This is a genomic window from Aquimarina sp. BL5 (assembly GCF_003443675.1).
Lineage (GTDB): Bacteria > Bacteroidota > Bacteroidia > Flavobacteriales > Flavobacteriaceae > Aquimarina.
This window is the reverse complement of the sequence record NZ_CP031963.1, coordinates 4,509,452-4,532,223: the sequence shown is the minus strand read 5'-3', so window position 1 is coordinate 4,532,223 and position 22,772 is coordinate 4,509,452. Positions and strand designations below refer to the sequence as shown.

At 34.9% G+C, this 22,772-nt stretch carries 14 protein-coding genes; 3 read left to right on the top strand and 11 right to left on the bottom strand.

The features are described from left to right. Together D1818_RS18800 and D1818_RS18795 are read right to left on the bottom strand one after the other, a co-directional pair. Positions 1-3,690: a hypothetical protein gene (locus D1818_RS18800; RefSeq protein ID WP_118460680.1), complete on the bottom strand. Its 3,690-nt coding sequence runs from the start codon at positions 3,688-3,690 to the stop codon at positions 1-3. Positions 3,691-3,985: 295 nt separating this feature from the next. Continuing rightward, the gene (locus D1818_RS18795) at positions 3,986-5,179 is read right to left on the bottom strand and encodes a hypothetical protein (protein ID WP_118460678.1); all 1,194 of its coding nucleotides are present in this window, start codon (positions 5,177-5,179) and stop codon (positions 3,986-3,988) included. 613 nt (positions 5,180-5,792) lie between these two features. Here D1818_RS18795 and lysS point away from each other — a divergent pair. Continuing rightward, positions 5,793-7,484, top strand: coding sequence for a lysine--tRNA ligase (gene lysS / locus D1818_RS18790; RefSeq protein WP_118460676.1), 1,692 nt, complete (start codon positions 5,793-5,795; stop codon positions 7,482-7,484). 117 nt (positions 7,485-7,601) lie between these two features. Here the strand turns inward: lysS and D1818_RS18785 are convergent, their stop codons facing one another. The 3 genes from D1818_RS18785 to D1818_RS18775 all read right to left on the bottom strand — a co-directional run bounded on the left by D1818_RS18785 (position 7,602) and on the right by D1818_RS18775 (position 14,893). Further along, positions 7,602-9,332: an alkaline phosphatase gene (locus tag D1818_RS18785; RefSeq protein WP_118460674.1), complete on the bottom strand. Its 1,731-nt coding sequence runs from the start codon at positions 9,330-9,332 to the stop codon at positions 7,602-7,604. A gap of 150 nt (positions 9,333-9,482) precedes the next feature. Next, positions 9,483-10,481 (bottom strand): type IX secretion system membrane protein PorP/SprF, encoded by a 999-nt coding sequence (locus D1818_RS18780; protein WP_118463935.1) that lies wholly within the window; start codon positions 10,479-10,481, stop codon positions 9,483-9,485. A 35-nt stretch (positions 10,482-10,516) separates the two neighbouring features. Next, on the bottom strand, positions 10,517-14,893 hold the full coding sequence (locus tag D1818_RS18775) for a T9SS type B sorting domain-containing protein (protein WP_118460672.1): 4,377 nt from the start codon (positions 14,891-14,893) through the stop codon (positions 10,517-10,519). 406 nt (positions 14,894-15,299) lie between these two features. Here D1818_RS18775 and D1818_RS18770 point away from each other — a divergent pair, with 406 nt between their 5' ends. Next, the gene (locus D1818_RS18770) at positions 15,300-15,926 is read left to right on the top strand and encodes an SPOR domain-containing protein (RefSeq protein ID WP_118460670.1); all 627 of its coding nucleotides are present in this window, start codon (positions 15,300-15,302) and stop codon (positions 15,924-15,926) included. Positions 15,927-16,019: 93 nt separating this feature from the next. Here D1818_RS18770 and D1818_RS18765 read toward each other — a convergent pair whose 3' ends face one another. The 5 genes from D1818_RS18765 to yiaA form a co-directional block, all read right to left on the bottom strand. Continuing rightward, positions 16,020-16,364, bottom strand: a complete 345-nt coding sequence (locus D1818_RS18765) for a DUF6515 family protein (RefSeq protein ID WP_118460668.1) — start codon at positions 16,362-16,364, stop codon at positions 16,020-16,022. A 74-nt stretch (positions 16,365-16,438) separates the two neighbouring features. Further along, a complete protein-coding gene (locus tag D1818_RS18760; RefSeq protein ID WP_118460666.1) occupies positions 16,439-16,990 on the bottom strand; it encodes a GDYXXLXY domain-containing protein in 552 nt (183 codons plus the stop codon). Continuing rightward, complete coding sequence (locus D1818_RS18755; RefSeq protein ID WP_118460664.1) at positions 16,987-18,285, bottom strand: DUF2157 domain-containing protein; 1,299 nt, start codon at positions 18,283-18,285, stop codon at positions 16,987-16,989. Before D1818_RS18755 ends, D1818_RS18760 begins: the two co-directional genes overlap by 4 nt. 54 nt (positions 18,286-18,339) lie before the next feature. After that, positions 18,340-19,137: a ceramidase domain-containing protein gene (locus D1818_RS18750; protein ID WP_118460656.1), complete on the bottom strand. Its 798-nt coding sequence runs from the start codon at positions 19,135-19,137 to the stop codon at positions 18,340-18,342. Between the two features lie 139 nt (positions 19,138-19,276). Beyond that, entirely contained in the window at positions 19,277-19,753 is a 477-nt protein-coding gene (gene yiaA, locus D1818_RS18745; protein ID WP_118460654.1) for an inner membrane protein YiaA, read from the bottom strand. 180 nt (positions 19,754-19,933) lie between these two features. Here yiaA and D1818_RS18740 point away from each other — a divergent pair, with 180 nt between their 5' ends. Continuing rightward, entirely contained in the window at positions 19,934-21,433 is a 1,500-nt protein-coding gene (locus tag D1818_RS18740) for a hypothetical protein (protein WP_118460652.1), read from the top strand. Here D1818_RS18740 and D1818_RS18735 read toward each other — a convergent pair. Next, positions 21,430-22,716, bottom strand: coding sequence for a hypothetical protein (locus tag D1818_RS18735; protein WP_158596897.1), 1,287 nt, complete (start codon positions 22,714-22,716; stop codon positions 21,430-21,432). The two genes, D1818_RS18740 and D1818_RS18735, sit on opposite strands and share 4 nt — an antisense overlap. Positions 22,717-22,772 lie beyond the last annotated feature (56 nt).

The following is a 22,772-nucleotide window of genomic DNA, read 5'->3' as shown; positions in this document are numbered from 1 at the left end:
CTAGTTTTTGTAGTTATACTTGTTTTCTGATATCAAATTATCATCCTGATCTTTTACCGTTGATAATCGATTAAAACCATCATATTCGTAATACATCGTATATCCCCTAGGATCTGTGATACTAGTCACACCAATTTGTGGGTTATAGGTATAACTCGTTATTTCTGCATTAGCAAAGAATGTGTGGGATCTTAAATCCTTGAACTTAGATCGCATAGCAATCTCCTCAGAAGCAGTATCCTCTGCATTAGAGATTGTTTTGATCTGATCAATCAAATCGATAACCTCTGTAGGCATCCCTATATAGGTAGCGTTGGCAATTTTGGCAATCGGATATCTATTGTTGTATCCCCAAATAAATATAACTGGACTTCCTAAGGTCTGTACAACTTCTAATGGATGTCCTAGATTATCATAATCTACATATCGCATGCGCTCTTCCAGCGTTGCATTTCCTTTACTGGTATACACAAATTCTGGAGATACATGTTTTTCGGTACCCCATAATTTATAATCTGTTCTTTGTGTAGCCAGTAGGATGTTTTCAGTTCCTTGCTTGGTGTACTGCTCTACTTGCAAAGGCATTCCAATACGATGGGTATCTATCATTACATCAATAGCTTTGTTGGCATTAAGAGGTAAGGTACCGAGCGCTGCTCTATCCTGAGGGTAATACATTTTAGAGATCCCGATCTCCCCATTGTTTTTGGTGGTTTGCGTACGTGTCATTTGTTTATGAGTATCGTTATCATAGAAGTATTCTGTTTTTTGCTCTATGAGCTGATCCTCAAAAAACTGTTTTTCTGTTTTTGCCTCTAATCGTGTCCATACAGGTGTTAAGCGGTACTTGTTGGCGAAATAGATGGTATATGGCCCTGATTCTCCTCCTCCAAAACAACCACCCACTATAGGGTCAGCAAGTGAGACGGAAATAGTATAGACGCCATCCTGGTATATTTTTTTCTTACAGGCTTGATGTGCAACTGCCTCTGGGATCATAAAGACTCCGTTGTGTGGCATGGTGGTACTCAGGGTTTGTTGTGAGTACAGCTGTGAGCTTTGCTGCACCATTTTTCTTTGATCATTATAATGGGTCGTCGCTCTCAGTCTTCCGTTTAGATGGTATCTGGGGAAATAAGGACGGTTTGCTACCGCAACACCATCATCTTGATTGTAAAAGGTATAGGTGGTATGCCCTTGATATTGATTATTTTTGAATTGTATTTCAGATACGTTGGTATAGGCGATATTGTATTTTGTTTTTGGAGCCAGGTTGTTGCTATAAAACTTATACAAATTCACATCAGGTACATTGACACCATCACGCACAAGACCACTATGTATTTCTACATCAGAAAAGAATAGTTTTTGATGCACCACTCCGGAAGAAGCATAGTTCCCTTCTATAATACTAGGAGTAATTACTCCATTTTCAGGCAACGTATTATAATAATAATACTTAGTCAATACATCAGTAGCATTTTCTGAAGGTTTGTCTTCTGTTTTAACCAATCGTAAACCTCCTACCATATTGTTTCTTCGTATTTCCCGTTCTACCAGTAATTCATATTGAATATCTAAAGCGGTATTGGAATTTCCATTGACTAGTAAAATGCGATAATCTCCTTCTTCTAATTGTAAAATAAAATCACGATCAGGAATAGTAGTACTGAAATACACAATCTTTGGGTTGGTAGCAGGATTACTGGTCATAATATCACAATAGGTCAGTGGTGCTTCTCCTCTATCACAAATCGTATAAGTATCACCTGATACATCCAAGGAACATCCATTAGGTTGTAAATCTCCTTCAGGGCAAGGACGTGTCTCACACTGACCCGTTCCTATTCGAGATTTATACACACAGACAAATGTCACTCCATTGCCTGCTAATGGGGGCCCGGGATTGTAATTATTGAATGTCACATCAAAAGCAATTGCTTTGTTGGCATTTAACGCATCAATGGTAAACTCCCCATTGGCAATATTCTGAAGGTTGTGTAAGTATCCGATATCATCAATATTAGGACAATCATCGAGATCATTGGTACTGGCTATTGGGTTATCACTTCCTCCCTGAACGGTAGTGGTGTATCTTTGTAGATTAATTGTTGCCTCTTCTTCTAAAGGCCCACTATGTCCATTAAAAAAGAATTCCGTGCTTCCTCCAGTAGGATATGTGATTTTTTGTAGCGTTCCGTTAATTGCAAATTCCGGTTTAGATGTGCGGTCAGCCCCTTGGAAGTCATAATCTAATCGCCTTAATCCATATTGTTGGTTAAAAAGGAACCTGTTCCCCACCACATTGGTTATACTCCCTGTTCCTCCATTATAATATCCCCAAAGATCCATATGATTAGAACTTATGTGAGGAAGTTGTGTCGGGTTAAAATAGTCAAAACTATGCGTTTTCTCTTTAGGAGTTGTAGGTGATGTATTAACAGTTCCTTGATTCTGAAACACCTCAATCTCACGAATTGCATCTAGTTTTAAACGTTTATCACCTGCTGAATATATCCCTGAACCGGATTCTGACACGAAATATGAATAATCAAATTCAAAGGATTTTATAGGCTGTCCTAAAATGTTATAGGCATTGACACCTGTAATCGCAGATTGCCCAAGCAAATCTTCTCGCTGCAGAGTACTTCCAAAATCTACTGCCAGCTTCCCATTATGAAAAATAGCTGTTGGGTTAAATTGTTTGATCTTATAGATCGTTTGCTTATGTTGTTCTACAATTTCTTGTGTAAAAACTGAAGAATTCACGTTTTGATAAAATTGAACAATATGGTCTAAAGGCAACCGCTGATTCTCTGCATAGTAGGCCCCATTACCGTAGTAGTATACGATTGTATCTTCTTTGTCAGCAGTTTCTATGTTGGTAACATACCAACTGGAGATATATTCTGCGGTATACTCATTCTGTTGGGTGCTATAGGATGTATGGGTGTATTCTGCTTTGGCAAACTCATATCGTGTTCCCTGGGTATCAGTAATAATCCAATTGGTGATCTGATCTCCTAACAAGGTATAATCAATTTTGACTTCTGGATTATCAATACAAAAAACTTGATATTTTCCATTTTCAGTCACATCATAGTTGATTCCGATGGTACCTGATAATCCGTTAATAGAAAAACTAAAGGTATCTGCCTGGATATCGATATTGTTCATACTATAATTGGTTAACAAAGCATCGGCAGCATCCATCGCCTCTACGGTAGAAAAAGCAGTCATATGCGCATTGTTGTAGGCAGCATCAAGACCCGCTCGAGTGCCTGGGTCTGTAATTTTAGCATAGGTTCCATCCGCTTGATCAGGAAGTCCATGTACCTGACGAGAAACTACCCCACCATAGTTCAGGTTCCATCCCAAACCAACCTTAGTAGCTAATTGATTCACCTTGATCCCAGAAGCGTCGTAGGTCATCGATATCGGTAGCGAAATACTTTTACCAGAAATTTGACAAATCGGAATCGAAACATTAGGAGTACCTGTATATTGGTTTAATGGAACATTTCCATATTTAATAAATGCTGCTGCTTCTGGAGAGTTAGGAATCGTAACTGCTCTAGAAAGCTCTGCTGTATAATCAAATGCAGTAGTGCCTCCACCGTCATCGCCAGTCTGTGCATATCCCAAACTTGTAATCAAAAAAAGTGTGAGAAATAATGAAATGTTTTTCATAAAAAATACTATTTAATAATTGTTGCCTTACTTATTTTTTTAAATGGATACCCCATCAATTTATTAATATGTTTAAGAAATTTTCTAAGGTGAACTTCGCCTCCCTACTTGTACGTGTCTTAGGAAGGAGAAATGTTACCTCTGTTTTTTTACTTTTTTTATTTATGGTCTATTGTTGGATTATTATATCACTGATTCGTTCTATTATATGAATAGGAACCGTAACTCTAGATATGTATTCATTGGTATATCTCCATATTTCACGAATGAATATATACTAGAAGCAATTGAGATTCTATTTCTTTACTAATAATGTCTCTAATTTTTTAAGACGTTCTTCTTGTTTTTGCAATTTCTTCTCCTGCGCAATCGTATACAGCGTCAATTCTTCTATTTTTTCTAGGAGTTTCGCATTCATAGCTCCTAATTGGATACCGTTTTCTGCTACTTCTGCGGCGGATGGAATATTGATTAAATGACCTTTTGTAGCGATATGATCTTCTACTTGTTCTAGCGTTGGTAAATTGTAACCTTCTTTAAACACATAATCTGCCCAACCGATTAAATCTACTTTTACTTCTTTGGTGTGGATATTTCCGTTTACAGCTAGTTTAGCGTCTGGGGTGCTTGTGCCGATGCCAACATTTCCATTGTCTTTTGCAAAGAATATTGCCTCATTATTTTTGTTATAAACTCCAAAACCAGGCAGATTGGAAATTCCATTACCATTTCTATCAAGTTTAAATATAAAGGCTCCATCTGATTCAAAAAGCATATCATCTTTCGTAGAAGCATTTGTAAAACCATCAGTCATACTTATCCTACCTGGAAATCCGCTAGCACTGTCATCGATAAATAGTCCAGTATTATTAGCAATATGCAATCCTGCCTGTGGACTATTGGTTCCAATACCCACTTTACCATCAGCCTTAATAACAACTTTATCGCTAGTTGAGTTTTCAGAAATGGTTCTAAACTTAATAATATCACCTGTTTTGGATCCGATATGCAAAGTCCCATTACCATAAATTTCATTAGAATCCATAATCATTTTTGAACTTCCTGAATCCGAAATTGTTAAAAAACTCCCAGAAGGGTTCCAAGTCCCTCCGATCGTTCCGCTTTGTTTTATTTCTAGTTTTGATTGAGGTGAGGTTGTTCCAATACCAATATTACCATTAGTCATAATTTTTAAGAATGAAGTGCTAAAATCATTTTTGCCAAAATCAAAACCTTGTGCATCACTTATCCGAAAACCATAAGTTCCGGCTTCTGTATTACCTCCTCCGTGTTTAAACGACAAGTAATCCCCTATACCAGATAACCATCCTGATTGTAGCAGAATTCTATCATATTGTTTATCCGTTAATCTAAATAAAAAGTCCGTGTCGATATCTTTTACTCTTCCTGAAGAAGAATTTAAATTAACTTGCCCAAAAACACTAAAACCAGACACTAACACACACAGAAATAACAATACTTTTCTCATAATTGTAAAATTGATATAATTAAAAATTGTAATAAAACGCTTCTAAATTTCCAATTAGATGCTATTTTATACTAGATAGTGTCATACAGTCTACTTATGTTACTACCAAAATTCAATTTTTTTCATTTTTTTATTGAAAGTTTACGCTTTGGCAGTGTATTCTCACCCTTCGGCTACGCTCAGGGTTCGGATAGGTTCAGAATTGAGGACTGGTTCATATCAGGGTTCGAGAACCTCACCCTTCGTAGATGTATAATAGTTACACCGTAATATCAAGCGAGGACTGAGGTTCTCGAAGTCCGGTTCATATCAGGGTTCGAGAACCTCACCCTTCGTAGATGTATAATAGTTATACCGTAATACCAAGCGAGGACTGAGGTTCTTAGCTGATTACACATTGTATATGCGTCAGGGGTAGGAATGGAAATCCCGCATCCGCCTCAGGCGGAGAGGAATTGTATTGGATAGCCCGCCAGGACGCCCTAATTCATAGAAAATCGATTTTTGTACTGTGTTAAAACATTCTTACATACGATTGTCCTGACTATCCTTAAAAATCAATTGAAAGATTATATCATACTTCGTATCTTTGCACGCTTAAAACGGCAGCATTATGCAATTATCAGAACAAGAACTTGTAAGAAGAGAGAAGCTAAAATCTTTACGCGACTTAGGTATCAATCCATATCCTGCAGCATTATTTCCTGTGGATCATACTTCTGAGGACATAAAACAGAAATATGAAGAAGGAAAAAAAGTAATCATCGCAGGAAGATTAATGTCCAGACGTATACAAGGGAAAGCTTCTTTTGCAGAATTGCAAGACTCTAATGGCCGTATACAGGTATATTTTAACAGAGACGAAATCTGTACTGGTGAAGACAAAACCAAATACAACGAAATCTATAAAAAATTACTGGACATTGGTGACTTTATTGGTGTAGAAGGCGAGCTTTTTACCACACAAGTTGGTGAAAAAACGGTGATGGTAAAAGATTTTACCTTATTAAGTAAAACGCTTAAACCACTACCTCAACCTAGAACAGATGCAGATGGCAAGGTTCATGATGCTTTTACGGATCCAGAATTGAGATATCGTCAGCGTTATGTAGACTTAGTCGTCAATCCCGGTGTAAAAGATGTATTTGTAAAAAGGACAAAACTCTTTAACGCTATGCGTGAGTTTTTTAATACCAAAGGATATTTTGAAGTAGAAACACCAATTCTACAGCCAATCCCCGGTGGTGCTTCTGCGCGTCCTTTTATAACACACCATAACTCTCTAGACATACCTTTATACATGCGTATTGCTAATGAGTTGTACCTAAAACGATTAATCGTTGGTGGTTTTGAAGGCGTATATGAGTTTTCTAAGAACTTTAGAAATGAAGGAATGGACAGAACTCATAATCCTGAGTTTACCGCAATGGAAATTTATGTAGCCTATAAAGACTACAACTGGATGATGGAGTTTACCGAAAATCTGGTAGAACACTGTGCAATTGCTGTAAATGGAACGACAGATGCTACTTTTGGAGAACATAAAATAAACTTCAAAACACCTTATGCTCGTGTAACGATGACTGATTCTATCAAACATTTCACTGGATTTGACATCACAGGAAAATCTGAAGAAGAGATTCGCGAAGCGGCAAAAGGAATGGGGATCGAAGTGGATGAAACCATGGGTAAAGGAAAGTTGATCGATGAGATTTTTGGAGAAAAATGCGAAGGAAACTATATCCAACCAACATTTATTACAGATTACCCAAAAGAAATGAGTCCTTTATGTAAAGAGCATAGAGATAATCCAGAGCTTACAGAGCGTTTTGAGCTTATGGTGTGTGGTAAAGAAATTGCCAATGCATACTCTGAGCTTAATGATCCTATTGATCAACGCGAACGTTTTGAAGCACAACTAAAATTGAGCGAAAAAGGAGATGACGAAGCGATGTTTATTGACAATGACTTTATTAGAGCTTTAGAATATGGTATGCCTCCTACCTCTGGAATGGGAATTGGTATGGATAGGTTAATCATGTATTTAACCAATAATCAATCGATACAAGAGGTATTGTTTTTCCCACAGATGCGTCCTGAAAAAAAGGCTGTAGAATTGAATGATAACGAAAAAGCTATTTTTGAAATTATCAAAAAAGAACAAAGCATGGCTTTAGGTGATCTAAAAACTGCTTCTGGTTTAAGTAACAAAGCTTGGGATAAAGGAATGAAAGGTCTTTCTAAATTAGGATTAACCAAAGTAACTAAAACTGAAGATAATCTTATCGTAGAGGTCGCAGAGTAAATCATATTCTTTTTAAATAGGAAAACGGCTCAGTCAAAATAATATAAAACCAATAAATACAAAAAACGTAACCTCTTCAGGTTGCGTTTTTAGTCACTACTTCTAAATTAAGGCTTTCTAACTATACGAAACTGTTTTCCCAACACTTACAGTGTAGTTTTCTGCAGCGATGGTATTAATAAAATTCCATTGTGCCTGACTACTACTAGTCGTAAAGGTAACCTGTAAAAATCCTCTTTGTGTAGCATCCATATATTGTAAGTCATCAATCAGGATCTCCAAAGCTTGCTGAAAACCTTCGGCCTGATTCCCATCTACACCTAGAAAACCTTCGAATCCCGGAGAAGAAACTGAAGATGTAGCAAATTCTGCTCCTATTTCTTTTCCACTTACATCTTTTAACGCACTATACCAAGCGTTATGAGTATCACCAGCTAGACAAACTGTTTTTCTTCCTCCCAGCATTGCAAAAAGTTGTTCTCTCTCGATAAAATAACCATCCCAAGCATCTAAGTTATAAGGAATAACTGTTTGTACCCTAGCGATCTCTTCGTCGGTCAATGTAATATCTCCAGCTAGCAATCTTGTTTTAATCGCTGTTAGCTCCGTTAATGAAGCTTCAAAAGCAGCAGCCGTTTCTGGAGTAGCAGCTCCTAATGCTCCAACTTCTCCTACGACCCTACCGATAAGAATAAGTAATTCTGCTGGCATAAACATTTTACCCATTAGTACTTGTTGTCCTAATACTTGCCAGTTTGCATTACTTCCAGCGATTGCTCCAGACAACCAATTTAGCTGTTCCGATCCTAATAAAGCTCTACTAGGGTCTTGCAAGGCTGTCTGAAATGCAACTGTATCTAATCCTGTACTTGGGCTAAAGAAATCATTATAAGAAAGTTGCTTATCTCTACCTATAATTCGGGTATCTAACATATGTAAACTTAATACACTACCAAAATCAAATGTTCTGTAAATCTTAAATGGATCTGTAGATCTTAGAGGCAAAAATTCACTATATACTTGTATTGCCGTTTGTTTTCTAACTTCATAGGATCCTTCAGTATCTTGATGATTCTCTGCACCATCTTTATAAGCATCATTGGTAACTTCGTGGTCATCCCACACACAGATAAATGGTTTTTTCTGATGGGCTAATTGTAGTTGAGCATCACTTCTATATTGCTTATACCTCGCTCGATAATCTGTAAGTGATACAATTTCATTTGCTGGTTTATGAACTCTATCTAAGGCTACAGTATTTTCATTAGTACCGTACTCACCTTCTCCATATTCGTAGATGTAATCTCCCAAATGCACGATCACATCTGCTTCAGAATTAGCCATGGCTCCGTACACATTAAATAATCCTGCTGCAAAATTTGCACAAGAACAAACGGCTAACTTCACATCAGTTATCATATCCCCAGATGCTGGAAGTGTAATCGTTTCACCGACTACAGAAGTTGTTTGTGTTTCCAACTCAAAGAACCGATAGTAAAATTTGCTATTAGAAGGTAGCTCTTGAACATCTATCGCTACTGTATAATCCCTGTCTGCTCCCGTTACAAACTCACCACTTCTCACTACATCGTTAAAATTTTGATCTGAAGCAATTTGCCAATTAATTACAGTATTAGAACTACCAGTATCAGGAGTAAATCGTGTCCATATAATGACTTTAGAATCAGTAGGATCAAAACTTGCAACTCCTTCAAAAAATTTGTCTGTACTAAGATCCGGAATACCAATATCTATATCGTCATCTTCATTACAACTGATGTATATAGGAGCTATCATAAAGCCTCCTGCAACTAATAAAGATTTTTCAAAAAAATTTCTTCTGTTCATTGTGTGTATTTATTTTTCTTCAAAAATATTTTATCACAATAAACTTGATGTTATCTCTTCTTTAAATAAAGATCAAACTATTTTTCTTCCAATTAAAGAAGTTAACCATTACATAATGTTTCATTAAAATGGTTTTACCTGACAAGAAATTTATTCTACCCAAGGGCAATAACACGCATACTTTTTAGATCTACAAGAAAAGTCAATACCTAATGTTATTTGATGAAAACCGCCATTATTAAACGTTACTGGATTTGATTGATATGAATAGGTATATGCGAACATATATTTCCCGAAATTAACGCCAACAAAAGGAGTTATATAATTCAAGCTCTGGCTTTGTATTTCAGAATTTTCCACAAAATCTATAGAGTCAAAACTTCTTCTATAAGATAACCCACCCCATAGCTTTCCAAATTCCATATCACTATATACCTTTAGGTTAAAATCAATACTAGACTGCTGGACGCCTTCCCTATGCGAATATAATATAGAAGGTTCGTATGAAAAGGTTTTTCCTGGACGGTCAAAAACATACCCGACAGATACTAGATAGTTTCTTAAATTATTAACCAATTGCAGGTCATTATTGACCCCAGAGTTTTCTAAAAGATTCTTTACGGTAACATGTGTATAAAAATTATATAGATTATATGAAAAACCAACGTCTATATTAAATTCACTTTCACTTAGAGATCCTGGTCCTACCAAAGGATCATTAGGATCGAATCTGGTTTGATCCAATCTGTATTGAATGACTCCTGCACTTAATCCAAAAGACAGTTGATTTAAATCTACCTCACTTCTGGAAAACATCAAATGATGAGCATATGTTACATATCCTCCTGTCTGAGAAGAAAATCCATTTTTATCATTATAAACAATCGCTCCGATTCCTGATTGAGAATCACCAATTCTCCCATTATATGCTGCAGTATACAATCCTGGACTATCTTCTTCTCCAACCCAGTTTCTACGACCGGTTAATCGAACCTGAGAGCAATTAGCTGCCCCAGCCATTGATGGATGTAATAGATAATAATTATCAGTGAGATAATCTGAATATATAGATAAGCCTTCTTGAGCATTTCCAAATCCTATAAACAACAATGTTATTATTGCTACTAGATTTATTTTTGTAAATTTCATCTTGCTTGTTTTGAAATAGAGAAATAATACTCCCATTATCGTTTTAGTGTAAAGTGTCTTCTATACGTAGCTGATCCATCTCTGAACTCTGCTACAAACCAATAATCCGTTGCGGGCAGGGGTTTTCCTCCATATGTACCATCCCATTGATTATCCCTATTCAATTGTTGAAGTAGTTTTCCATACCTATCGAAAATGTAGATATCCATCTCTGGAGTGTCTTCATTTCCAACAACTCCCCACTGATCATTAAATCCATCATTATTAGGAGTAAAGAAAGTAGGAAACCCAATTACGAATATAGATCCTGTTATAGAACCACATCCATCTATGCTAGTCGCAGTAACTTCCCTGAGTCCTACAGGGACATTAGTAAATACATTACTGTCCTGAGGAAAACCACCATCTAGACTAAACTCATAAGGACCATCGCCATCTACCGTTGCTATAATATCATTACTATCTGCAAAAGATCCGTTAGATAACCGAAGGTCTAGGGTTTGTGGACCATTAATCCCTTCAATTATTACTTGAGTAATTCCAGAGCACATTGATACTACATCTGTATAAACTATCGTATACATCCCTGGTGTATTAGCGTCATAGAAAGATTGAGTAGCTCCTGGAATTATGGTTCCGTCCAGACTCCATTCGAATGAAAAATTCGCATCGTTTAATTCTGTGTCAATAGTAAATGAATCGGAAAAGTCTACTCCAAGACATATAGAACCCGGCTCTATCTCTAATTCTTCTATCGTTTGTATTTCGACAAAGAAATCAACTTCATTTTCACAACCATTGGTATCAACTTCCTGTAAAAATATAGTTTGGCTTTCTCTAATTTCTTGCCCAGCACTTAATTGTGTCCCTGTTCCATTAGGTCCGGTATAATAACTTTGCCCTGCTTGTAAAGCTGGTAATGTATAACTTTCACAAAAACGATCTCCAGGATTAACTGGCGCTATAGGATTTGGTAAAGGATTTATGGTAATATCCAATACTTCTTCATCAAAACAATTGGGTGTCGTCGCTGTTTCGGCATACACATATATCACCTGGCTTATATCAATAATATCACCGGCATTGAGCTGAGTACCTGCTCCGTTGGTTTGGGTAAAATAATCCCCAACTGCTAATGTTGGCAATTCATACGACTCACAAGCAGAAACTGGATCTATAGGGTCAATAACCGGAACACTAAGAATTTGATATAAAACCTCTATACGATCACTAGCACAGTTTTCTGTTGTATCAAAAGCTTCTACATTATATACATAATCTCCTACTGCTGTATCTGTAGGAGTAAATGTCGTACTGTTTGTAATTAAAGGACTCCCATTCTCATCATACCAGTTTGCCGTCTGACCAGGCAACACATCTACAGACAAAACAGGTGTTGTAGAACCGACACATATACTCTCGTTACTTGGGTTGGTAGGTTCTACAATATCCGGACAACTACAATCTGGCGCCGTAACTACCAACATCGCTTCGCACGAATCATTACTTGGATTCATAGCGATTATTGTAATATCAATTCCATCCGTAATTCCGGTAATCATTGAATTAGCTACATCAACAGTTCCTTCATTAGCTGGATCTACCGAAATATTCCAGGTACCGTTAGTGGTAAAGGACACATCATAAGTAGCTCGGTCAGCAGCACAGCTTGTAGCTCCAAACGCTAAAGTAGGTACTGTACTAATAGTTACGTTTATTACAGCTGTATCTGTACAACCATTACTAGTTACCGTGTATGTATAATCTCCAGCAATATTTGCATTTGCAGAAATAGCACCACCTGGAATAACTGTATCCGTTGAATCTGTCCAAACACCTCCTGTATCTTCTCCAGTTAATTCTTCAAATAAGTCAATAATCATATTATCTCCTTCACATAGAGCAACCGGTACTGGTGGCATATCATTAGGCTCACCGGCTTCTGGCGGAGCTGTCACTGTAATAATTACATCTACAAGATCACTCGTACACATTCCTACAGGTTCATAAGCTTCTACTCTAAATGTATTATCACCTACTACTAACTCAGATCTTAAGGGCGTGAATGTATCTGTATTTTGAGCTCTTGCTATAGGAGTTACTCCATCGGCTAAATACCAGCGCCCTTCTAAACCAGGTGCTAGTGTAACCGTCACAGACGGTAAGGGTGTTGCATCAATACAAGTAGTTACAGGTGCCGTGGGTACGACAGGTTCATCGATATCCGGGCATTGACAAGTATCATCGATTGTAACATCTATTAGATATCTAATGGGTGGACACCCTGTAGATAATACCGGAAGCGTATAAATATATTCTCCATCCAAAATACCTGCTAAGGCAGGATCTAATGTCCCTAAATGACCTCCAGTTAGCGCAGTACCTGTTGCTGGTACACTCCAAGTTCCTGTGGTCAATGTTCCCATTGGCAACTGATCAAATAAATTGACCGGATCACATATCGTAATATCAAGTGGATCCACATCTACATCTCCTATTTCTTCTCTCCAATCTCTTTCTTCTGTTAGAGGGTTATGATTATTTGGAAAATCAGTAGGAACTGTTCCTCCATTATTTGCATTAATTTGTACAGTCACTCTATCCAGTACAACTGTATCGAATGCATCATCCAATCCATCACCGTCTCCATCTGCTCCACCTGCTACTACATCAGAAACTCCATCTTGATCAGTATCATATCCCTCAATAGTGTCATCTAAACAATCACCAGTTACCGGGTCTGAGTTTGTATCTATATAATCGGGAGCTGGCGTAGTGTTAGAATTTACGGGTGTTATTGCAGAACCATTAGTATCGTAACTATCATCGACTCCATTAAAATCTCCATCGACTCCACTTGGCGCGATATAACCTGCAGTAGATTGCCCTTCTATGTTATCAATAATACCGTCACCATCAGCATCAATATCAAGGAAATCTTGATTAGGATCACTATCAGAATTGATAACATTATGCACTACTGTAGTAGATGTTCCATCGGTATTGATTCCTCCATCAAATTGTCCATCTCCATTCCCATCTGCTGCTGCATTTCCTGATTCTACGATATCATAAATACCATCATTATCGGCATCTAAATCCTGAGAATTAGGAATCCCATCTCGATCGAAATCACAACCTGTGGTAGAAAGGAAAATATTATCAATCCCAATATCATTACCGTTACCATCTATATTTTGTCTATTAATTACTCTTATGGTTACTACTGTAACTCCAGGATCTGGTGTAAATACATCTTCCACTAAGTTCCAAACGTCAGTACCATTTGCTATTTCTCCTGAATCTTCACTAAAAATCGCGATACCTGTATTTTGATCTACTACTTCTATTGTTAGATTAGCGGGGCGTTCTCCCATATTATTATTTAAACTAGCAATAGACATACTAAAAGTATACTCTATTCCTGGAGTAACTGGTAAATTATCCGCTACAAAAATAGGCGCATCTGCGAATACACTGGATTTCATATTTATAGCTAAATATCTACCATCTATATCTCCATTGGCGTCTTCTTCGCCAATAAGATCTGTTGATAAAAATGTCGCATCAAAACCACCAGCTGTTCTGAAATATGTGGAAGTTGCTACATTATATTCTCCATCGTTACTTATATCTTGTGGCAAACCTGGTTGATATGTCAGACCTAAACCTTCGGCATATCGACTCCTGGTAGGGCCTCCAAAACCGAAATCTTCCTCTAAAACAAAAATAGGAGTTATTGTCGCGGCAGTGCAAAAGCCATCTTCTATTATATCTGGAATCCCATCATTATCATCATCATCGTCATCAACGTTTGAAACGCCATCATTATCTGTATCATTATCTTCACATGGTCTAACCGTAATAACTGCATTTACAGTCGGGCAAGAGCCACTTCCTCCAACTGTATAGGTAAACGCTCCTCCATTTGGATTAGAAGTATCATATGTATCAATCCCATTTTCCCATGTTCCTCCTGGGTCTGGTCCTCCATCTAATTCATCAAACAAATTAATAATACCTGTTCTACCACATAAAAATATTGTTGTATTGAGACCTGGATTTCCTGGATCTTCTGTTTGTATAGTGATTCTTTCTTGTGCAAATCCACCACCACCAGATACCTGAACTTCAAGCGTAACAGGTTGCTGTAATGCATCGAAAACAAGGAAAGTTCCATCATCTCCTGTTTCTCTTTTTAATTCTTGTCCCGTATTAACATTCCTCCATACATATAGATAGGCATCATTCGGCGGACTTGCAATAGCATTAATTTGGATCCTTGAACCTCTACATATTGAAGTAGGTCCGCCACCATCAACCTCTAAAACAAGGTTAGATTGTGAATATATTAAATTAGATAGAAGAAAAAGCAATAATAATTGCGCCCTTAAGTATGTCTTTGTGCTCACGATGGTTAAGTTTTGAGTATGGTAATAAAATCCGTATTCTATTTCGATTAGGGTGGGAGGATCGTTAAAATAGAATACCGAAAAAGAAATAACGCGCTATTGAGCATAATATTTTCGTGTCTTAAAAATATTCGACATGGTGTCATTTAAAATCGTCAGGAGTACATTAATAGACTTTTTCTTCATTTATTTGACAAAAAATCCTACACAGGTTTTATGTAATACTTAGAAAGTTAGATTTTATAAGATTTACTTCAGGTATCATTCACTTTATAATTTGTTGATTATTCTACATCTCTAACAATGAAAACTTATCAGTACACCCAACCAATTACGGTTAATCAGTAATTTAATTTTTGGATAAAGCAATAATCTCCTATATTTGAACATATTAAAACCACAAATCATGCCTTATATTAGTGATGACGAACTATTGGATTTCCAAGTTCAAATAGATGAAGCTAAAGAAGAAAAACGTGTTTCTAATTACACTCATACCAAAGCACTTAGAGACGAACAAGAGAATGCTAGAAAGTTTAAAATCGCTACGATTATTTTAGGCATTATTGCACTTCTAGGAGTTGCAGGAACGGTATATTTTATGAAATTCAGCACTTCTGACGGGATGATTTCCAAAAGTGAGTCTAATAAGCAGTCTGCCATGCTTAAGAATAAAATCACGGAACTGGAAGAAACGATCAAGAACCTATCAATGGATCAAGAGATCAATGCTTCAGAAAATGAAATTGATAATCAGGATAACGAATTAGAGAAGGCTTCGTTACAAGATGAGCTGGTATATGCCGTACAAATTGGAGCTTTTGAGGAAAAAGATTTATCGTTATACTCAGATAAATTTGTTAATTTCAAAGAAATCAAAGCAGGAAGTTTTAATAAATATGCTCTTGGTAATTTTGCATCATTATCTGAAGCTAAAAAGTTCCGTAGAGAACTAGTCCGTTTAGGTTTTAGAGGTGCTTTTATAGCTTCTTACCAAAATGGAAAACGTATAAAAATTGAAGAAGCTTGGTAATACAAGTTCTTAAATAAAAATTCCTCGAGATTTTGTTTTAAAAACCTCAAGGAATTTTTCTTAACTAAACTAACCAACTCAATCTAAAACTTACTATACATTTACTACTACATAACTCCTTCCGGTTTTTTTGTAGTATACTCCTTTATGCTTGTAGTATCTCACACCTCTTACCTTAACAGATTTATATCCTGCGGGTAATACATTTATACGTGCACCAACAGGTGCTGCAACAGTCACATATCTTCTATTCTTTTTTACATACCAAACGCCTCCACTTCTGTAATACTTCACATTCTTATGAACTACAATTCTTGGCTTATGCACTTTAGTAACTACCACACGATTCGAGGGGCGTACTCTTACAGTAGTCGCACAAGACGCTGTTAGCGTAGATAACAAAATACCTAATACCAGGGTTCTCAATAATGTCTTCATAATAATTATCTTTTTTTGTTCTTCGTTATTATGACTATTGCTATCAAAAAAGGTTTAACCTTAATCCAAAAATTTTATTTCTCTACGTACTCTTGTATGGGAACATCATCAATGAGTACATCTTTGAGAACTACATTATCTCCTTTGATATATACCAACGCATATACATTATTAGATGAGCCACTCCTATTAGCTTTAGTATATGCCAGCTCCGCATCATATGCCTTCGTTTCTTCCATATAAAAAGTATTAAAAGGCAATTGAAAATTCACTTTACCTTTATAATAATAGGTTACTCGAGCAGTCACATAATCGGCTTCTATTTGTAAAGGTGTTTTGCTGATTTGAGAGACCTCTGCGAAACCTTCACTATCATTTTTAAGATAAATATAAATCTCTTCTCCTACCACATACGTAGAATCTTCTGTATTAAAATGATTCATCTCATACTGCAGTGTAATGTACTTACCTCTAAAAGGATCTGTCGGATCAATCGGTCTTGTTTTAAACTTATAGGCTTCTCCAGAAATCATTACATCCTCACTATCCATAACCATTTGGATAGGAACAAAAATCTGAGCCAACGCTACTATAATAAATAGTATAAATAAATAGATGATTTTCATTTCAGTATATTTTTAGTGTACTTATTTTTTTGCTGTCTTTTTAGCATCATATAGTTGGTCATAAAAAACCCAATCCCCACAATGACAAATAACAGTCCTCGTATTACAAAACTCATATCGGTATCAAAAAATCTGCATATTATCAGTATGGAAACAACTAATAATCCATAGTTAAGAATCCCAAAATTAAATGTATCAGCACCCATCTTGATAGCTGTAATTCCCAATACAAATACCAACACATTAGTTAGAATCATAGGCAATGTAATCATATCAGAAAGCAAGAAGAATAGCACTCCAAATATTATAAATGAAACTTGAAACAGATTTATCGATCGGATCCCTGTTTTAATGAGCGTATATCCCAAAACGGTAATTGCTATGACTCCTAAAAACAGCGAAGTATAAAACTCTTGAGAAACATACATCGTCGTATCATATATTTCTCCCCAAGGCCATCTGAATGTAAATATCATTAGCAAAATAATAGTTCCTAATGAACCGATAATTAGATGACCATTTCTTAGTGTTCTTAATTCTCTATATACAGACAATCTGCCTATATTATAGAATATTCCAAAAAGGGTCATATACATAACAAAACCTAATTCTTCATTACCTTTTACAAATGCACTCAAGCCAACTGTAATACTTGCGGGTATAATCCAGCTAAAAATTGTTGTTGTATTACTGAGTAGGTTATTCTTTATCAGCAACCAATAATGTGGTATGATTACCAAAATAAAGAGCACATATAACCAAGGTGTATCATTACCTCTATTATTCCAAAGACCTACCTCTGTAGCGTAATAAGTACTTGATAATATCAGCAGCAATGTAACTGCATGAGATCTAAGAAGGTAGATCAATGGTAAGCAAAGTATAATCCATGTGCGTAAAAAAGAACCTAAATCACCTGATATATTATAAATCTGACTCACTAAAGATATACTGGCTCCAACAGCAAAAAACAAGAAAGTTCCTGAGGCTTCTTTCCAGGTTCGGCTTTTATTTTTTAGAATAGAAAAGCCTGCTGTGCATTGTCCTATTAGCAATGGGATAAATGCCAAAATTGTCTTTGTCATTCTTGAGAAATCATCCCAATTGTGCGCTAACATCAGGATAATACCTGACCCTACAAGTAATGCTCCAAAAACCCCAAATATCGTAAACAATCTATTAGGTTTAGCAGCCTGCTTCTGATCGTAATATAGCGCTATCTTATCTGAAATCTCAGATGAGATCACTTGATCTCTGACCAATTCTTTTAATTCTTTACTAAATTTTGAACTCATAATTTTTATGATTGTTACTTATAAATTTTGGTCTATTAACAAAATAGCTACCCTTTATGATATTTTTTCCTTTTGCAATTGAGAAGAAAATCCTAAAGGCCTTTTAAAGCTTTTTTCGAAAGTTAAATTTCTTTTCTTATAAGCACTTAATAAGAAATAAAGACCTAAAGCTGCAACTAAATGTTTTAATGAATGACCACTAACAAACCCTAGTAACTTATAAATTTCTGTATCAAAATATTCCAATAATTTCGCAATTATATATGCCGTTAAAAGTATCCAATACTCAAAATCGTTACCATATTTAGATTTGAAAAAAATTAAGATTATAGGAATAGACAACATTGGATAAAACTGTACTAATGCATAAATTCTCAGATCTCCTGATTCACTGAAAACCCAATATCCTACAGAAAATATACCTATTAAAATTAATGGCCATAAAAACAACCCACCTATCCTCTCTGATATATACTCTTTAATTACAATAGAAAACAATGTCATAAATACTACAGTCATTGGTAACCTGTCCCAAACCAAGGATTGAGTAGTAGGGTATAAATGATAGTAACCCGAACCAATTCCAACTAATACTATACCAAAAAAAAGTAATGTATAAGATAACATGGATTTTTTGATAGCCATAAAATTGATTATACCTAAACCTCCAACAACTATAAACGGATAATTAGAAATCACATTCCAAAAATTTGGAATATTCATAAAGCTTCTAGAATCACTAAACAAATGATAATATTCTTTTTGTATAATTGGATTTATAAAAAACATTCCTATTATTACAATCAAACCCAAAATAAGTAGTAAGGAAACTCCTATTTTTTCTTTTTTCAAAACTTCTTGATTTTAATATTAAGTAAAAACTATCAATCAACTTTAAATTAAAAAGACAGCCACAGCAGCAGCTGCCTTTTCTAATCATCAAAACAAGGAACTACAAAAATGCAGTTCCTCCTTTTGATTAATATTCCAATTATGCATCCTTACTTTCAATGAATTTTTTATCTCTAGTGTTTTTTTGCACTGCAATGGCAGCAAACAAACTAAGTGTGAATGACATCCCGTAAAATCCTTTTTCACTAAGATCTAGATCTGCATTCCATAAACCTATGATCAATAACACAATAGATGCTAATGCCGCGAACCAACTGATACCGTAATAGATTTCTGTAACCTGCAATCCCTCTAGCTTATCTCGTACATTTTTCTGAACCGATACTGCAGAGAATAGACCAAATAATAAGATGGTAAAATAATATCCCTTTTCATTTAATAGCATTTCTGCATTCCACAAACCAGTACAGAATGAAATCATACCCGCAAACAATGCTACCCAAGAAGCACTTATAAATGCTGGTGTTGGTTTTTGATCATATACTTTAGTTTCTTTTTTAGCGATGTCATCTTTTTTAATTTCTTCTGTTACATCGTTACTAAACTTGTAGTCCATAATAATTGATTTTGATGATTAAATTTTTATTTCAATTGTTTGTTTTGAACAGGACAAATTTGCAACGACTTGATCGGTTAAAAAACTCAATATTCACAAAAAACTTATGATATATTTGTGATTATTAAGTAATTTATTCAATATTTACAGTATAATCACCCTACATATACTTACGATATAATGAACACAATTTCTTCTATAATTGCTACCTTATCTTCTGAAGAGAAAAGAAGTTTTATAAGCACCCTTAAACAGAAAAATAAAAGAAATGACACTAAAAACATTCAATTATTCAAACTATTAGATCCTATAAATGATAATAGAAAAGACTTAGATATACAGTTATACGGAAAAAGAGCTAAAGGTGCTTTTCACGCTCTCTGTAAAAGATTACACGATAACTTAATCGATTTTATTGCTACCAAAAGTTTTGACAGTGAAACCTCTGAAGAGATGGAAATATTAAAACTACTCCTCGCCAGCAGAATTTTCTTCGAACAAAAACAATATAAAATTGCAATAAAAACCATTAGAAAGGCAACATTAAAAGCTAAAACCTATGATCTATTTAGTATACTGCATGAGATTTATTATACTAAAATTCAATATTCACATGTAGATCCAGACACATCTTTAGATCATTTAATAAAGGATTTTAGAAATAATCAAAAGTTATTACAACAGGAGGAGAACTTAAATCTTTTTTACGCTAACATTCAGGATAAGCTTTCTCAAAATCGTAGCAATATTGCTCAAACCATTAGTGATTCTTTGGATAATTTCGACCTTTCAATTACAAATGACTTGACGTTTCGATCATTATTCAAAATACTCGAAATCATAAATCAAGCAGCAAATGCAGCTCGTAATTTTCATTCGATTCTTTCTTTTGTAGAAGAGACTTATCAACAAATTGAATCAAAGGAACAATTTACTGATAAGCATCTATTCTACCATATTCAGATACTATATTATGTTGCTAATTCTTATTTTAGAAATAAAAACTTTGTCACATCGCAAGAATATCTAAAAAGAATGGAGCAACAGATGACAAAGCAAAGAGGTAAGTACTACAAAAGATTCCTCCCTCAACTTGAACTACTGAAAGCTCTGAATTATAATTACACTGGCCAAGCAGAAAAAGCAATATTGTCTTTAGAAAATTTTGACTTCAACAAAATAAAAGATCAAACCTCTTATATTTTAGATCTAAAACTAACCCTAATTGTATTCTATTTTCAGCAATCTCGATGTAAGGAAGCCTTAAAATTACTAAATGAATTACATCATAGCGATACTTGGTACACTGAAAAAGCCGGAATTATCTGGGTGATTAAAAAAAACCTTACAGAAATACTATTACATATCGAACTAGATCATATAGATATTGTAGAATCGCGAGTAAAAGGATTTAGAAAAAAGCATCGAAATTACCTTAAAAACAATAATGAAGATCGAGTTTTGGAGTTTCTATCATTAACAATGAGCTTTTACTTACATAGTGACACTATAAATACAAAAGAGTTTTTAGCTAAAATAAAAGATTCCTTAAGTCGAAATAATCCTGAACAGGAAGATATTTTTACGATGAGTTTTTATGCCTGGTTAAAAGCCTGGGTATTAAAATCCGATCTATATCAAACCACACTAGAAGTAGTAACTCAATCTAATAAAGATTAATTTTCTGATGCAGAAATAGGATATAATCTTTTACCAATCACATCTAGAAATAAAATAAGTAAAACAGGAAGCATCCATTGATGATAAATCATATATCTACTTATACTATGCTGTACAATACATACCAAAATGACATTACTAAAAGTGAACAACATCCATATAAATGCTATTAAAGCCAATTTTTCTTTATACTTCATCCAAAAATATAAAGAACCTATTAAGAGCAATAGCGATAACCATATCATATAAAATCCTCCAAAAGCATTTTCTACGTTCTTATAAAAAAGATCTAAGCACTTCCAGAAATTATCTAACAACAAAGGCAACCACATATTCATTAAGAATTTATCATTAGCAATCAATGCTTCAGGAGAATCTGGGTTTGATGGCATTAAAAACTTTCTTCCTTCTATAGAAAGTACTCCATAAGATATATTGACAAAATTATAATCAAAATGATGAAATACATTATCATTCACTGGGACATAAAAATCATCCAGTAATTTTCGATCCATAGCAATTTGATACATATGCTTATAATATTCCTGAGTTTTGGAATCATCATAAATCTTATAATCCTCTTGATCCGCTACAAAAAAAGGCATAATCATTACCTGAAGTCCTGTACTTGAAATATTTATATAAGTATCGTGAACAACATAGTTAAATGTTTTTTGCACTAATGAAATTAACATTGGGAACAGTACTATTACAATGATTGGAATTGCAAATTTTCTGAAATTTTTAGTAGCATACCACTGATATCCAAAAATCAACAACAATACTGGAATGATAAAGAAAAACTGTGTTCGTATTAACATTCCTATAAAAACACTAGATAGTAGATAGATGATTACTTTTTTATTGTTCAAAAAAAGATATTGAATCAAAAATGCTGCAATGACCAAAAAACAAGGATACGCCAAACCCTGGGTTACGATGCGATTTACGGTCAAATATTCAGGAATAAAAATAGGGGCTAATAAAACAACATCAATTAAAATCAATAATCTCTTATCTACCTGAAATACATTTTTTATAGTTCTAACTAAATATATAGAAGAGGCAAATCCTAAAACCAATTGAACGAATACTATAATGGGATAATAATGACCTTCTCCAAATAACTTCCGAAAAACAAACAAAAAAGTACCATATCCTGGCGGTGTAATCAAAGACAGACCTACATAACTTATCGTATCAGGTTCGATTATCACTCCAAGCCAAATAACATATACACAAACAAGTAGATAAAGAAATATTCTAAGTAAATGATTTGACACACTATACTGCATAAGGCACTTTAATAATTGAAGACTAAAGTAATTTAATTATTCTA

What these genes read in the sequence shown, in the direction of transcription:
- D1818_RS18800 (WP_118460680.1), bottom strand. Translation starts at nt 3,690, where the DNA reads ATGAAAAACATTTCATTATTTCTCACACTTTTTTTGATTACAAGTTTG.
- D1818_RS18795 (WP_118460678.1), bottom strand. Translation starts at nt 5,179, where the DNA reads ATGAGAAAAGTATTGTTATTTCTGTGTGTGTTAGTGTCTGGTTTTAGT.
- lysS (WP_118460676.1), top strand. Translation starts at nt 5,793, where the DNA reads ATGCAATTATCAGAACAAGAACTTGTAAGAAGAGAGAAGCTAAAATCT.
- D1818_RS18785 (WP_118460674.1), bottom strand. Translation starts at nt 9,332, where the DNA reads ATGAACAGAAGAAATTTTTTTGAAAAATCTTTATTAGTTGCAGGAGGC.
- D1818_RS18780 (WP_118463935.1), bottom strand. Translation starts at nt 10,481, where the DNA reads ATGAAATTTACAAAAATAAATCTAGTAGCAATAATAACATTGTTGTTT.
- D1818_RS18770 (WP_118460670.1), top strand. Translation starts at nt 15,300, where the DNA reads ATGCCTTATATTAGTGATGACGAACTATTGGATTTCCAAGTTCAAATA.
- D1818_RS18765 (WP_118460668.1), bottom strand. Translation starts at nt 16,364, where the DNA reads ATGAAGACATTATTGAGAACCCTGGTATTAGGTATTTTGTTATCTACG.
- D1818_RS18760 (WP_118460666.1), bottom strand. Translation starts at nt 16,990, where the DNA reads ATGAAAATCATCTATTTATTTATACTATTTATTATAGTAGCGTTGGCT.
- D1818_RS18755 (WP_118460664.1), bottom strand. Translation starts at nt 18,285, where the DNA reads ATGAGTTCAAAATTTAGTAAAGAATTAAAAGAATTGGTCAGAGATCAA.
- yiaA (WP_118460654.1), bottom strand. Translation starts at nt 19,753, where the DNA reads ATGGACTACAAGTTTAGTAACGATGTAACAGAAGAAATTAAAAAAGAT.
- D1818_RS18740 (WP_118460652.1), top strand. Translation starts at nt 19,934, where the DNA reads ATGAACACAATTTCTTCTATAATTGCTACCTTATCTTCTGAAGAGAAA.